This is a genomic window from Priestia aryabhattai B8W22 (assembly GCF_000956595.1).
Taxonomy (GTDB): Bacteria; Bacillota; Bacilli; order Bacillales; family Bacillaceae_H; genus Priestia; species Priestia aryabhattai.
Window position 1 is genome coordinate 52263 of record NZ_JYOO01000004.1, and the last position, 12677, is coordinate 64939.

Genomic DNA, 12677 nt, shown 5'->3' on the forward strand with positions numbered 1-12677 from the left:
TTTTTATTCTTTCATTTGTTTGGCGATTTGTTCATACTGCTCTTCTTTTTTTGTTGAAACCGCTAAATCGCAAAGAATATGTAAAAAATATTTTTTATCTTGAACAAATAAATACTCTTCTTCAAAGCCTTTAGAAATGTATACCGCAAACTCCCAGATGTCGTCATAATAAGCTGGCCCAATGGCTTCAGCGAGATTTCCAAGCGTTTTGAGCAGCTCCATCGTGATGATAATATTCCGTCTCGCATAGTGCCGGATATTAGCGAATCCATCATATAAAAAGTCCTCAAATTTTTTATCAGGAATCACCATTCTTATCACGCCGCTGTCATCCACTAAATAAGAAGAAAATTGACTGGCTTCACAAATTTCCCGAAGAATATCGCTAATTTGATGAATGGAGTTAACCGCCGTTTTGAAATCATCATTCCCTAGTGATTTAACTGCCATCTCTACAAACTTCGTAATAATATACGTAGTATCTTGAATATCAGTCTGAGAGTTCCCTACATGAATATATTGGTGAAAGACGGTGCAATCTATTTCATCTTGCTCTGTCGAATCTCTGTGCCAATAATAAAACAATACGGTTCCGCTTAGCACATAATCTCCTACTTCACGCTCCATTTTTATAACTAAATTATGCTCTTTGGCACAGTGAATCAATCGGCTGTAGTTCAGCGTTTGAATATAGCCGGATGTTTGAATACATACCGGCTTTTTCTCTCCTTCTGGAAAAGAAAATTGTTCGCTATGACTAGACTGCGTTCGATGAATCTCCAGTTCCTCTCGAATCGTTGTCTTAATCGCTTTTATGGACGCTGTTTTCATTGATTGAGTCATATGATTTACTTGCAGCCACCTAACAGAATGATTAATAAAGTAGACAAACGTGCCCGCACTAAAAACAGACAGGGCTGTCGTCACAAACGGAATCGCAAAATATCCGTTTACTTGAGAGCTGTTTAAAAATAAAAACACAAAAAGTGTATACAAAAAACTCCCTATGAAAATACCCAGAATACGCTGAGTAGACTTAGAAGAAGCAAAGTTTTTTAACACGCGAGGAGAAAACTGAGCTGCAAATGATGTAAACACCACAAGCATTAAATTAAACGTAAAGGTCGTAATCGATAGAATTCCGGGCATAATCGTGCTCACTAACGTATTCGTTAAATCCATGTTGATTGAAAAAAATGAAGGAACCTTCTCTCCTACTTTGCAATAATAGTCAAGAAACAGCGTTAGTGCAGCTAAAAGAACCGAAAAGAAAGCATAAATTAAGGGACTAAACCATATTTGACTAGTTAACTCATCTTTAAACGCACGAGGAGAGAGCTGTTTTCTTGCAGCTATCCATCTAAATGTATTCATATAAAACCTTCCTTTTTATTTGTAAATCTCTAACTTTTTTCTTAGTTCCCTAATTTTTTTTGATTATGCTTATACAATGGAAAAAAATCTTTTTTTTAAGATATAGGCATACAAACAAAAAATCCGAACGCGTTGGATTCTCAATCAAGAATCCATCTCGTTCAGATCTTCTTTCAACTAACCTAATTTTATCTCAGCCTCTTTTAAATCTTATCTTTTTACCAGCCCCGGCTCGCCCCGCCGCCTCCGGAGCTGCCGCCTCCCCCTCCGCGAGGACCGCTTCCACTGCCACCTCCGCCTCCTTTTCCTCCAAACATGACAAGGAAGTTTAGCAAAAATTGAGTGATGGCTCCTTTAAAAAAGACAAAGTCAAGGATAAGCAAGCCCACAATAACAGCTGCAATCAGCAGCGTTTGAAGCGTTGTTAAATGAACACCGCTATCAGAAGGCGGAGATGCTTTTGGCACTTTTTGTTCAAAATCTTTTCCTAAATCATACTCTTTCACGACTTGGTTATAAACAGCTTTATATGTAGTTTCTAGCGCCGTATCGTATTTGCCATTTTTTAAGTTAGGAATGGCATAAGAGTCGATAATTTCTCCAGATTTGATATCAGTGATGGCGCCTTCTAGCCCGTATCCTACTTCAATCCGAATTTTCCAATCCTTTTTAGCAAGCAAAATCAGAACGCCATTGTTCAGCTTTTTATCACCGAGTTTGTACTTTCGAAAAGCTTCATTTGCATACTCTTCTACATCCGAATCGCCTAATGAATTCACCGTAAGAATCGCTACTTGAGCTTTCGTTTCATCATCTAACTTTCTACTCATTTGATTGATATCCGCTTTTTCCTGGTCATTTAACAGATGAGCAAAATCTTGAACGTAAATATCGCCTACCGGATTTGGAATATCAGGTGCAGCAAAAGCAACGCTTACCGTATTACATAAAAGAGACAATAATAAAGCAAACGAAGCAAGGAATTTCATCATTTATCGCTCCCAAAATCAACTTTCGGCGCTTCTTTTTCTTCATTTGTTACTTCAAAATACGATTTTTCATCAAACCCAAACGTGCGTGCGAACATGTTTTTAGGAAATCCCTTAACGGATTTATTATATTTTGCAACTTCATCATTATAGTCTTTACGCGCTACAGCAAGTCGATTTTCCGTTCCTTCTAAGCTGTCCATTAGGCTTCTGAAGTTTTCGTTCGCTTTTAAATCCGGATACTTTTCAACCACTACAAGCAGGCGGTTCAACGCGCCGCTTAATTGCTGATCAGCATCAGCTTTATCTTCAGGCGTTTTCGCTCCCGCTAGCTGCGCTCTTGCCTGAGTGACTGAATCAATGGCTTCCTGTTCATGCTTAGCGTAGCCTTTTACCGTTTCCACTAAGTTAGGAATTAAATCAGATCGTCTTTTTAGTTGGTTATCCACTTGGGAAAATTTATTATCTACATCTTCCTCTGCGCTAACGAGGCCATTGTAAGAGCTTACTCCGTAAATTACAATGAGCACTAATACAACAATCGCAGCGATCAAACCTTTGTTTTTCAATGTACTACCTCTTTTCTTCATCAAAATTATGTATCTATTTACTAGTACGAATCATACCCTAAAAAGATTCATTTTTTGCCAATTTTATTTATGATGACCATATTTTTTAACAATCACTCTCTCTACAAGATGAAATACTTTTATACTACTCTCATCGCAAACTCCTCATTTCTCAAACATGTTTCTCTATCTAGTCTTTCTATAATCTAGTACATGTAATCTCTGTCCATTTTGTCTTATTTCATACATATAAAAAAGGAATGACTAAGAACCATTCCTTTTTCGGCTTAAGACCAACCTTCAATCTTGTATGCCACTCGGTGAAATTCAGGAACCGTTACGAATTGATAGTCGTTCTTTATTAAATACTTAATAAGTTTCGGCAATGAAGTAACAATTTGGTCCCGCGCTCCGCTGCCGTATCGATCTCCGTCGTGCATGACAATAAGATTCTTTTCTTGTAGATTTTTAATCGTATGTTTGCATATGGCCAATGGATCTTCTTCACGCCAATCCTGACTATCTACATTCCATAGAACAGACGTCATTCCCAATTCCTTAATAGCAGCAAGACTTGTATCATTTATTGAACTGTAAGGTGGACGAAATAGCTTTGGAGAATAACCTATTATTTTCTCTATTTGCATATTTGTAGAAGTAATTTCTTTCCATAATTCACGCTTAGAAAGCGTTGTGATATCAGGATGACTCCACGTATGATTTCCAATTACGTGCTTGTCTCTATGAATACGTCGGATCAGCTTTGGAAATTTTTCCGCTTCCGAACCTACGACAAAAAATGTCGCACGTACATGATATCTTTTTAGAATTTTTAAAATAGCAGCTGTGTAAGCTGAGGGTCCATCATCAAACGTCAAGGCAACATACTTTGGTGAATTTTGATTCATGTTTTCTCCCCTTATATAAAATAGATATAGAAATAAACCCCTCAATTTTTTTGCCTAAGTTGAGGGGTTTTTGCAGCGGAACGATTTTCACGAGACGATACTATATTTTCTTTGAAAGTGTTAATTACTAAAGGTAATAGATTTGTTCAAAAGAACTCGCCAAGTAGTCAAATCCGTGAGGACGCAGTGTTCCGAACTGCTGATGAATTTTTATTCTTTCCTCCGATCCTTCAGGAAGGTCGTAAAGTTTCGTCACAGGCTGTCCATTATTTAGATATTCAATAATTCTAAAAAGCATGGTGCGAAAAGCATGTTTCAGTTCATTATATTCGTCAGGAAAACGTTCCTCCAGCTGGTTATATTCAACTAAAGTTTGATGCAGATGCATAAACGGAAGCTCTTTCCATTCAAGAGATAGAATAAGAACGTCTATATTTGGATGCTTTTTCACAAAACGATAGTGGTTACCCCATTGCTCTTTCACTTTCCGCTTCGATATTCCATGTTCTTGATGATAAGCAACTGTAGAGGGATCTAAAACAAACTGTACGCCATTTTTATACAATCGATACCCAAGCTCCCAGTCTTCGGCCCCATAGCCGACAAACGTCTCATCAAAAAGGCCGGATTTTTTTAAGTTCGCTTTTCTTACTGATACGTTTCCACTTAAAAATGCAATATAAGGCAGCGTAAATCCTTCAAGCCGCTCTCCGAAATGTTTTAACCCGCTGTTAAGGAAATAACGATTAGGAAAGGATAAACGTTGAAAACGGTTTGTATCAATATCTTCTTTTGTTACAAGAGGGAAAGGACCATTTGAATGCTGCCTCGTCTGCTCATAGTTTTCATACAATCTTCTATACTCAGCATCGTTATTTACTAGTTCTTTTAAATGAGCCATTTGATCTTCGTTATAGTCTGGCATAATAAACGTGTAGACTCCCTCATAATGCATGGCACCTGTAACCACAAGATTTGATTCGTGCATATGATGTTTATAATGATTTTCAATAAAAGAAGGAGGAGCTAGCATTTCTCCATCTAAAAAGATTAAAAGATCTCCTTCAGCATGATTAATTCCTATATTACGTACTGAGGAACGCCCTTTATTTTGTTTCATTTGAATATATTTAAATTTGAACGGGACATCCACTTCTTTTAAAATACCAGAAGTGTTATCAGAAGAAGCGTCATCTACTAGAATGACTTCATACTCAGCGTGAGAGAACGTTTGTTTTGATAACCCGTAAAGCGAAAGAGAGGTTTGATGATATTTATTATACGTAGGCATAACGATGCTAACTTTAATAGGATGGTTGTGATTATTTTTTATGCTCATTCTATATAATGAATGGTCTGTTATATCAGCTTTACTCATTTTTTCATCTAATTTATTCGTTTCATTCACTGTGTTAGCTCTGTCCTGGGATTTATTCGTTTCATTTGCTGTATCAGCTCTATCGTGGAATTGATTCATTTCATTCGCTGTATCAGCTCTATCGTGGAATTGATTCATTTCATTCACTGTATCAGCTCTATCGTGGAATTGATTCATTTCATTCACTGTATTAGCTCTGTCCTGAGATTTATTCGTTTCATTCGCTGTATGAGCTCTGTCGCGTGATTTATTCGTTTTGTTCGTTGCATCTGCTTTGTCGTGTGATTTATTCACTTTATTAGCTGCATCGCCGGACCTATTCCCTTTATTCCCTTTACTTGTTTTATCTTTTCTATCCTTTTTATCCTTGGACTTATTAAGTTTGTCTTTGAGCTTTTTTAAGGAATGTGTACTATTTTTTCTCTTTCTAATATAATACTTTCCATCTTCAGGGTTGTAGTAGTATTCATAAGAGTCTATTTTAATCATCCTTTCTTTTCCCCTATATACTATTCAATAAGTGCCAAGGTGCTTGTACAATATATAAATTTTTTTAGAAAAGGCGTATATAATAGATTCCCGAATTTTTATCAGGTCGCTCTATCATTATTTTTATTAACCAAACATTCTCTTCTCATAAATAAACCTCTTACTCATCAACATAAAAAAGCTGCTTACAACTTTATGTGTTATAAGCAGCTCACTCTTTATATCTGATTGCCATATGCGTTATCTATATTCGCTAAATCTGTTTGATCAAATATATCCGGATCCAGGTTCGTATTTGTCATTCGCGCACAAGCAGCTGAAATGTCTCCATAGGTTGAGTTGATTCCAACAGATTTAACATCCGCTGTGTGTCCGTTGTGAAGAACTTCTCCAAAATTCATCGATCCGTTCCTTGCCATACCATTAATTCTTGTGTTACAGATGTTAATAACTCCTGCCATGACCATACCACCTTTTCTTAAACTGAATTCGTACATCGTATGCTGTGACAAGCCTATGTGTGAAAAGTTTTAAAAGCAAGGTGCTAGCGAATTTATTCATTTCGCCCTGCTTCACCCAAAGTTTCCACATGTTTTTACGCTTTTTCTGTTACAATAAATGCATAAGTTATTTTTCATCCATATTGTTTGAAGGAGGATACGTAATATGGACGAACCAAAAGATATTCAACCTAAAGTAGAAAAAAGTTTCGAACTGATTGGCAAGAAGTGGACAGGATTAATCATTTATGTGCTTATGAGCGGTCCTAAACGCTTTAGTGAATTAAATGAAAGTATACCAGCCTTAAGCAGAAGGCTGTTGACAGAACGGATTAAAGAGCTTGAAGACCACGGAATCGTTGTCCGAAATGTCATTCCGGACCGCCCTATTCGTTCTGAATATTCGCTGACTCAAAAAGGAACAGAGTTAGGTAAAATATTAGGGCCGATTAGCCAGTGGGCAGAAAGCTGGGTCCAAGATTAATAAAACTACTCCATAGAAAGGATGAGCATCATGGCAAATGTTCTCTATATTACTGCACACCCTTTAGCTGAAGGCGAATCGCTTAGTATGGCTGTAGGGAAAGAATTTATTGACGTGTATAAGCAAACACATCCAGAAGATGATGTGGTTCATTTAGATTTATATCAAGCAGATATTCCATACTTAGATGCAGACGTATTTAACGGATGGAAAAAGCTTCGTTCCCACTCTTCCATCCAGGATTTATCGACGGATGAACGATTAAAAGTCGGACGGTTAGCCGAACTAGGCGGACAGTTCGTACTCGCTGACAAATATATTTTTGTCACGCCAATGTGGAATTTTTCCGTTCCTGCGATTATGAAAACGTACATTGATGCGATTACCGTGTCAGGTAAAACCTTTACATATACAAAAGAAGGCGCTCAGGGATTGCTTAAAGGAAAAAAAGCAATTCACATTCAGTCCCGCGGAGACGTGTATTCAGAAGGCCCTGAAATGGCAAGGGAAATGGGACACCGCTATTTAGAAATCATGATGGACTTCTTTGGTATTGAAGCGTTTGAAAGCATTATTATTGAAGGGCAAGTAAAATTCCCGGATCAAATTCCGCAAATTAAAGAAAAAGCACTCCAAAAAGCGCATTCAATAGCCAAAACGTTTTAAATTCAATAGAAAAAAAGACCTCGAAGCTGACCGGGGTCTTTTTCTTTTCTTTCCTCTTCCCTCCATTATATTTCCCTTGAAATATTCCTCTCTTTCTGGCTCGTTTTGCGCTAAAAATATATTTTAACTAAACGATTAAATGCTGTTATTTTTTGTTACTATTAATAACGAATGCAACAAAAATACATGATTTTTCTTTTTCGTTTTTTACTTATCTACATTCAAAAAAGACAGTACCTCTAAATGAATAAAGTTTAAAATCACGCTTTAAACTGAAAAAACCCTTATCTTCAAAGGGTTTATCCATAAAAACTAAAAACGTAATACTCTTAAAAATATTTGTGAACATGATAAAACCCAATAAAAAACCTTTGACTAAATTTGTTACGTAAGTTACTATTAATAACGTAGTAGATGTTTTGGAACATATTATCTTTAATTCATGAAACAACATTTATATATTGAAGACAGAAAGGTGAAAAGAATTATGGCAAAAGTATTATATATTACAGCAAACCCTAACGATGCTACGCAATCATTCAGTATGGCTGCGGGAGATGCATTTATTAATGAGTATAAAGAAGTAAACCCAACGGATGAGATTGTTCACGTTAATTTATATCAAGAGCATATCCCTCACATCGACGGCGATGTATTTAGCGGATGGGGCAAACTTGGAAGCGGCGTAGAATTTGATGCGCTTACTTCTGAAGAACAGCGCAAAGTTGCTCGCTTAAACGAGTTAAGTGACCAATTTGCTCAAGCGGACAAATATGTATTTGTTACACCAATGTGGAACTTCTCATTCCCACCAGTGATGAAAGCATACTTAGATGCTGTAGCAGTAGCTGGAAAATCATTTAAATATACAGCAGAAGGTTCTGTAGGTCTATTAACAGATAAAAAAGCGTACCATATTCAAGCAAACGGCGGTATTTACTCTCGCGGCCCTGCTGGTGAACTAGAAATGGGGCACCGCTATATGCGCATTATGATGAACTTCTTCGGGGTTCCTTCTATCGGAAGTCTATTCGTAGAAGGACAGGCTGCAATGCCAGATAAAGCACAAGAAATCAAAGAAGACGGTATTGCTCGCGCTAAAGAAGCTGCACGTACGTTCTAATAACAAATATAAGCATAAAAAAAGGAACATCTTCCCGTGTTCCTTTTTTTTATGCTTACAATTATATCTTTGCTTCTCCGCGCAGCAGCGAATAAACACATGTATCAAACGGGATGCTGTTTTGATATAGGTACTCTCTTAACGTTCCTTCTTTTTTAAATCCTACTTTGTTTAACAAGGCGATCGATCCGCTATTTTGCGTAAATACAATCGCTCCTATGCGATTGTATTGAAGTTCGTTAAAGCCATAAACGATCGCTTCATGAACGGCTTCTGTTGCGTATCCTTCGCTCCAATACTCCGGAAAAAGAGCATAGCTTACGTTTGCTTTTTTATGCTCAGAAGACCACTCTTGAAACCCTACTGTACCAATCAGCTTTTCGTTTCCTTTTAGCTGAATCCCCCACTTTATCAATTGCTTTTCTTCGTAGCCTTTGGAAAAATTCTTAATGATTTCTTTCACTTGATCAATCGTTTCTAAAGGTTTTTGACCGTAATAGCGCAGCACGTCTCCATCAGAAAAGCAGCTTAAAATCTCGCGCGCATCGTCTTCTACAATTTTTCTTAATATCAGCCGTTTTGTCTCTAATTCCGGAAACATTTTCTTCCCTCTTTTCTGCGTAGCTCATATATCTACGGTAAACCATACTATTCTCCTCTCAACTAGCAATATCCTGCTAAAACCTCACCTAGGAGGACTCATTTCCTATCCAAATAGTCGATTTACAGCGGGGATAGTGGTATTTTATATAGTGGGTATAAGTTGCTTTTTATCAACACAGAGGCGGTGAACGCAGAAATGAACCAAAATAAAGAATTGCTATTGACGGTACAAGCTCTTCAAAAAGAGCTGCAGCAAGAAAAAGAAAACCGTGCGTATATGCAAAAAGATATGGACGAACTAAGAAGCGCTTTATTACAATCAGAACAAGTAAAACAAAACTTAATTGATCAGCTAGAAAAGAAAGTCGATTTGATTTTAACGTTGATTCAAAAAGGAGACGCATAAAGGAATGGATTTTTTTAAAAACAGCAAAATAGTATACACCATTGTAGCACTTGTTATTGCCCTCATCGCTGTATTTACCAACAATTCGCCTATTTCCCTCATTCAGCAGCATGAAAATTCAAGCGGCACATCGAGTAGCACTTCGGACACTACATCAAGCAACGAATGTTCAGCTGAGACTCAAAGCGACAGGTTATTTACCGGCAAAGAACTTGTCTTACAAGAAGGAAATGATAAATACGGATATTGCCACATTGTCGCGCATATGCAAAAGCCTGGCACAGACAATTACCATGGTAAAAGCCAATTCAGCAAATACTTAAGTGAAAAACAAGCGATGTCTATTGCCGAAGAAGTCATCAACGAAGGCGAAGACGGTACCAATAATAAATCTGGCAATTACGTCAAAGAAAAGTATATTAGTTCTTTAAATCAAGAAGTTAGAGTTGTGTATACCGACTACAGAGGCAAAGACTACGACTACAGCGTAACGACCATGTATCCAATAGGTAATTAACCCTAATATATATAAGGAAAGAAAGCAGGCCCACGCCTGCTTTTTTTATTATACCTCTTCTCATTATCTACAGCTCTAAAAAAGTCAATAATAGATTGAAAGTCTATTTGATATGTAAAAAACCCAACTTTAGACTGTGGAATTTTAGAGATATGACAGTAGCACTTTTACCTCTTGGACATATTCTAAATATAAAAAAGGAACAGCCCCTTGCTTCTTTTTTAAGAAAGAGGTTAAAAAATGAGTAACAAGTACAAAGTTAGAAAAAACGTATTGTCTCTTACAGACGCGGAAAAAAGAGATTTTATTCGTGCCGTGCTAATACTAAAGAAAAAAGGAATATATGACCGCTATATAGCCTGGCATGGTGCAGCAGGTAAATTTCATACTCCTCCGGGCAGCGATCGAAATGCAGCACATATGAGTTCTGCTTTTTTGCCGTGGCATCGTGAATACCTTTTGCGATTCGAACGTGACCTTCAGTCGATCGATTCAGAAGTAACCCTTCCTTATTGGGAATGGGAAACGGATGCACAGCTGCAGGATCCATCACAATCACAAATTTGGAGCGCAGATTTTATGGGAGGAAACGGAAACCCCAAAAAAGATTTTATCGTCGATACCGGTCCTTTTGCAGCCGGACGCTGGACGACGGTCGATGAGCAAGGAAATCCTTCTGGAGGGCTAAAACGTAATTTTGGCGCAACGAAAGAAGCACCTACACTCCCTACTCGAGATGATGTTCTTAATGCTTTAAAAATAACGCAATATGATACGCCACCTTGGAATATGACGAGCCAAAACAGCTTTCGTAATCAGCTTGAAGGATTTATTAACGGGCCACAGCTTCACAACCGCGTACACCGTTGGGTTGGCGGACAGATGGGTGTTGTACCTACTGCTCCGAATGATCCTGTCTTCTTTTTACACCACGCAAATGTAGATCGTATTTGGGCTGTATGGCAAATTGTTCATCGCAATCAAAACTATCAGCCGATGAAAAATGGGCCGTTCGGTCAAAATTTTAGAGATCCGATGTATCCTTGGAATACAACCCCTGAAGACGTTATGAACCATCGAAAGCTTGGGTACGTATACGATATAGAATTAAGAAAATCAAAACGTTCCTCATAACCAGTTCTAGAAACAGCGGTATACAATCAAAAACAGGTACCCCCCCTTCCCTTCTGACATAACTTATAAGGCCACAAGCATTGTAAAACTCACTGCTACATTTCCATTCACCATAAAATATAGTTAATCAACCATAATTGGGCTGTGAATAAGCTTCATATGAGGACCTTGAAACATATGAATAAGTTATCAAAGCTTTATAAAAGTTTTATAAATGAAGGGAAGAGATTAAAATGCATAATAACGTAAACGCACCTTTTAGTTCTAATGAAAATATGCCGTTCTCACCTGCTATGGCTCACCACGCCTACACTGCTCCTGCTTATGACCATATGATTCCACACTGCGGCTACACAATGCCGGACTATGGATATATGGAATGTGGATATAGCGTTCCTTGCCACAGAGGCAATGGTTTTGCCATTATCATCGTACTGTTTATTTTACTCATTATTATTGGTGCATGTGGTTTCGGTTTCCATCACGATGATTGTTAACCTAAAAAACTCCAGTATAAATACTGGAGTTTTTTCATGTCTTAGTCGCTGCAAACCTTATAGCGTTTCGTCCAAATCTAGCGGTCTCAGCTTCTCTTCAATTTCTTTGCGCTTCGGCTCTAAAAATGGGGGCAGCGCTAGTGTTTGACCCATCGTTTCAAGCGGTTCATCGGTCGCAAATCCAGGTGTGTCCGTTGATAATTCAAATAAAATGCCGTTTGGTTCTCTGAAATAAAGTGCTTTGAAATAGTATCGTTCTACTTTACCGGAATTCGGCAGACTGTTTTCATTTAATCGAGTTGCCCACTTATTGTATTCTTCTTCATTTGGCACACGGAAGGCAACGTGATGAACGCCACCGCGCCCTAAGCGAACTTTCGGCAAATCGGGTCTCCTTTCAATATGAACTTCGGCTCCGCTTCCGCCTTCACCCGTTGCATAAACCAAAATATCCTTTTGATTTTCTGCAAAAGATGGATAAGAACCCACGTAGCGAAATCCCATAATGTTTGTTAGTACATCAACTGTTGGTTCTGCCGTGCCCACCGTTAGCGTGACCGGTCCTAAGCCGATGATCGCATGTTCTAACGGAATGTCTTCGCGCTTCCACGGCACGCCTGCTCTTACCCCTTTTTCACCGTTGTCCGCGACAAGAAGCAAACGTGTACCTTCATAATCTTTAAATGCTAATGTATCACGATTAGCTCGTTTAGCTATTTCTTCATATTCCACTCCGTGCTGCTCGAAGCGTTCTTTCCAAAAGTGTAGAGAATCCGTACTTTTAACGCGAAGCGACACAGTCGAAATGTCAGATGCACCTTGATGCGTTCTTGCAAGCCCTGGAATATCAAAAAACGTTACTTCCGTTCCTGGGGTCCCTTCTCCATCTGCATAAAATAAGTGGTAAGACTGAGTGTTATCTTGATTCACCGTTTTTTTTACTAATCGCATGCCTAAAACTTTAGTGAAAAACTGATAGTTTTTCTCAGCTTTCCCCGTCAAAATAGATACATGATGCAACCCTAACAATTCCATCTGCT

General features: G+C 38.1%; 15 protein-coding genes. 7 read left to right on the forward strand and 8 right to left on the reverse strand.

The features are described 5' to 3' along the window. Positions 1–3 precede the first annotated feature (3 nt). The 6 genes from N178_RS04260 to N178_RS04285 all read right to left on the reverse strand — a co-directional run bounded on the left by N178_RS04260 (position 4) and on the right by N178_RS04285 (position 6168). Positions 4–1374 (reverse strand): DUF2254 domain-containing protein, encoded by a 1371-nt coding sequence (locus N178_RS04260; RefSeq protein ID WP_045290741.1) that lies wholly within the window; start codon positions 1372–1374, stop codon positions 4–6. Between the two features lie 218 nt (positions 1375–1592). Further along, positions 1593–2363: a TPM domain-containing protein gene (locus tag N178_RS04265; protein WP_045290743.1), complete on the reverse strand. Its 771-nt coding sequence runs from the start codon at positions 2361–2363 to the stop codon at positions 1593–1595. Beyond that, a complete protein-coding gene (locus N178_RS04270) occupies positions 2363–2932 on the reverse strand; it encodes a LemA family protein (protein WP_080890139.1) in 570 nt (189 codons plus the stop codon). The genes N178_RS04265 and N178_RS04270 overlap by 1 nt, the downstream gene beginning before the upstream one ends. Before the next feature lie 287 nt (positions 2933–3219). Next, the gene (locus N178_RS04275; protein WP_045290745.1) at positions 3220–3840 is read right to left on the reverse strand and encodes a polysaccharide deacetylase family protein; all 621 of its coding nucleotides are present in this window, start codon (positions 3838–3840) and stop codon (positions 3220–3222) included. A 127-nt stretch (positions 3841–3967) separates the two neighbouring features. Then, positions 3968–5707, reverse strand: coding sequence for a glycosyltransferase family 2 protein (locus N178_RS04280; RefSeq protein WP_237758401.1), 1740 nt, complete (start codon positions 5705–5707; stop codon positions 3968–3970). 218 nt (positions 5708–5925) lie between these two features. Next, a complete protein-coding gene (locus N178_RS04285; protein WP_045290747.1) occupies positions 5926–6168 on the reverse strand; it encodes a spore germination protein in 243 nt (80 codons plus the stop codon). 205 nt (positions 6169–6373) lie between these two features. On the opposite strand from N178_RS04285, the gene N178_RS04290 reads away from it, so the two are divergent. The 3 genes from N178_RS04290 (at position 6374) to N178_RS04300 (ending at position 8480) form a co-directional block, all read left to right on the forward strand. Then, positions 6374–6691, forward strand: coding sequence for a winged helix-turn-helix transcriptional regulator (locus N178_RS04290; protein ID WP_013058076.1), 318 nt, complete (start codon positions 6374–6376; stop codon positions 6689–6691). Positions 6692–6721: 30 nt separating this feature from the next. Further along, the gene (locus tag N178_RS04295; protein ID WP_045290750.1) at positions 6722–7357 is read left to right on the forward strand and encodes an FMN-dependent NADH-azoreductase; all 636 of its coding nucleotides are present in this window, start codon (positions 6722–6724) and stop codon (positions 7355–7357) included. A gap of 487 nt (positions 7358–7844) precedes the next feature. Further along, positions 7845–8480, forward strand: coding sequence for an FMN-dependent NADH-azoreductase (locus N178_RS04300; RefSeq protein ID WP_045290752.1), 636 nt, complete (start codon positions 7845–7847; stop codon positions 8478–8480). A gap of 61 nt (positions 8481–8541) precedes the next feature. Here the strand turns inward: N178_RS04300 and N178_RS04305 are convergent, their stop codons facing one another. Beyond that, positions 8542–9081: a GNAT family N-acetyltransferase gene (locus tag N178_RS04305; protein WP_045290755.1), complete on the reverse strand. Its 540-nt coding sequence runs from the start codon at positions 9079–9081 to the stop codon at positions 8542–8544. 198 nt (positions 9082–9279) lie between these two features. Here N178_RS04305 and N178_RS04310 point away from each other — a divergent pair, with 198 nt between their 5' ends. From N178_RS04310 to N178_RS27300, 4 genes are all read left to right on the forward strand, one after another. Beyond that, entirely contained in the window at positions 9280–9489 is a 210-nt protein-coding gene (locus N178_RS04310) for a hypothetical protein (protein WP_045291055.1), read from the forward strand. Between the two features lie 4 nt (positions 9490–9493). Further along, complete coding sequence (locus N178_RS04315; RefSeq protein WP_045290757.1) at positions 9494–10006, forward strand: hypothetical protein; 513 nt, start codon at positions 9494–9496, stop codon at positions 10004–10006. 240 nt (positions 10007–10246) lie between these two features. Further along, the gene (locus N178_RS04320) at positions 10247–11140 is read left to right on the forward strand and encodes a tyrosinase family protein (protein ID WP_045290758.1); all 894 of its coding nucleotides are present in this window, start codon (positions 10247–10249) and stop codon (positions 11138–11140) included. Between the two features lie 293 nt (positions 11141–11433). Further along, positions 11434–11637 carry a YjcZ family sporulation protein gene (locus N178_RS27300; protein ID WP_372454474.1) on the forward strand — a complete coding sequence of 68 codons (204 nt, stop codon included), beginning with the start codon at positions 11434–11436 and terminating at the stop codon, positions 11635–11637. A 57-nt stretch (positions 11638–11694) separates the two neighbouring features. On the opposite strand, the gene N178_RS04330 is transcribed toward N178_RS27300, so the two are convergent. Next, positions 11695–12672, reverse strand: a complete 978-nt coding sequence (locus N178_RS04330) for a ring-cleaving dioxygenase (RefSeq protein ID WP_045290762.1) — start codon at positions 12670–12672, stop codon at positions 11695–11697. Positions 12673–12677 lie beyond the last annotated feature (5 nt).

Coding starts and splice junctions, on each gene's coding strand:
- N178_RS04260 (WP_045290741.1), bottom strand. CDS start 1,374: ATGAATACATTTAGATGGATAGCTGCAAGAAAACAGCTCTCTCCTCGT.
- N178_RS04265 (WP_045290743.1), bottom strand. CDS start 2,363: ATGAAATTCCTTGCTTCGTTTGCTTTATTATTGTCTCTTTTATGTAAT.
- N178_RS04275 (WP_045290745.1), bottom strand. CDS start 3,840: ATGAATCAAAATTCACCAAAGTATGTTGCCTTGACGTTTGATGATGGA.
- N178_RS04280 (WP_237758401.1), bottom strand. CDS start 5,707: ATGATTAAAATAGACTCTTATGAATACTACTACAACCCTGAAGATGGA.
- N178_RS04285 (WP_045290747.1), bottom strand. CDS start 6,168: ATGGCAGGAGTTATTAACATCTGTAACACAAGAATTAATGGTATGGCA.
- N178_RS04290 (WP_013058076.1), top strand. CDS start 6,374: ATGGACGAACCAAAAGATATTCAACCTAAAGTAGAAAAAAGTTTCGAA.
- N178_RS04295 (WP_045290750.1), top strand. CDS start 6,722: ATGGCAAATGTTCTCTATATTACTGCACACCCTTTAGCTGAAGGCGAA.
- N178_RS04300 (WP_045290752.1), top strand. CDS start 7,845: ATGGCAAAAGTATTATATATTACAGCAAACCCTAACGATGCTACGCAA.
- N178_RS04305 (WP_045290755.1), bottom strand. CDS start 9,081: ATGTTTCCGGAATTAGAGACAAAACGGCTGATATTAAGAAAAATTGTA.
- N178_RS04310 (WP_045291055.1), top strand. CDS start 9,280: ATGAACCAAAATAAAGAATTGCTATTGACGGTACAAGCTCTTCAAAAA.
- N178_RS04315 (WP_045290757.1), top strand. CDS start 9,494: ATGGATTTTTTTAAAAACAGCAAAATAGTATACACCATTGTAGCACTT.
- N178_RS04320 (WP_045290758.1), top strand. CDS start 10,247: ATGAGTAACAAGTACAAAGTTAGAAAAAACGTATTGTCTCTTACAGAC.
- N178_RS27300 (WP_372454474.1), top strand. CDS start 11,434: ATGGCTCACCACGCCTACACTGCTCCTGCTTATGACCATATGATTCCA.
- N178_RS04330 (WP_045290762.1), bottom strand. CDS start 12,672: ATGGAATTGTTAGGGTTGCATCATGTATCTATTTTGACGGGGAAAGCT.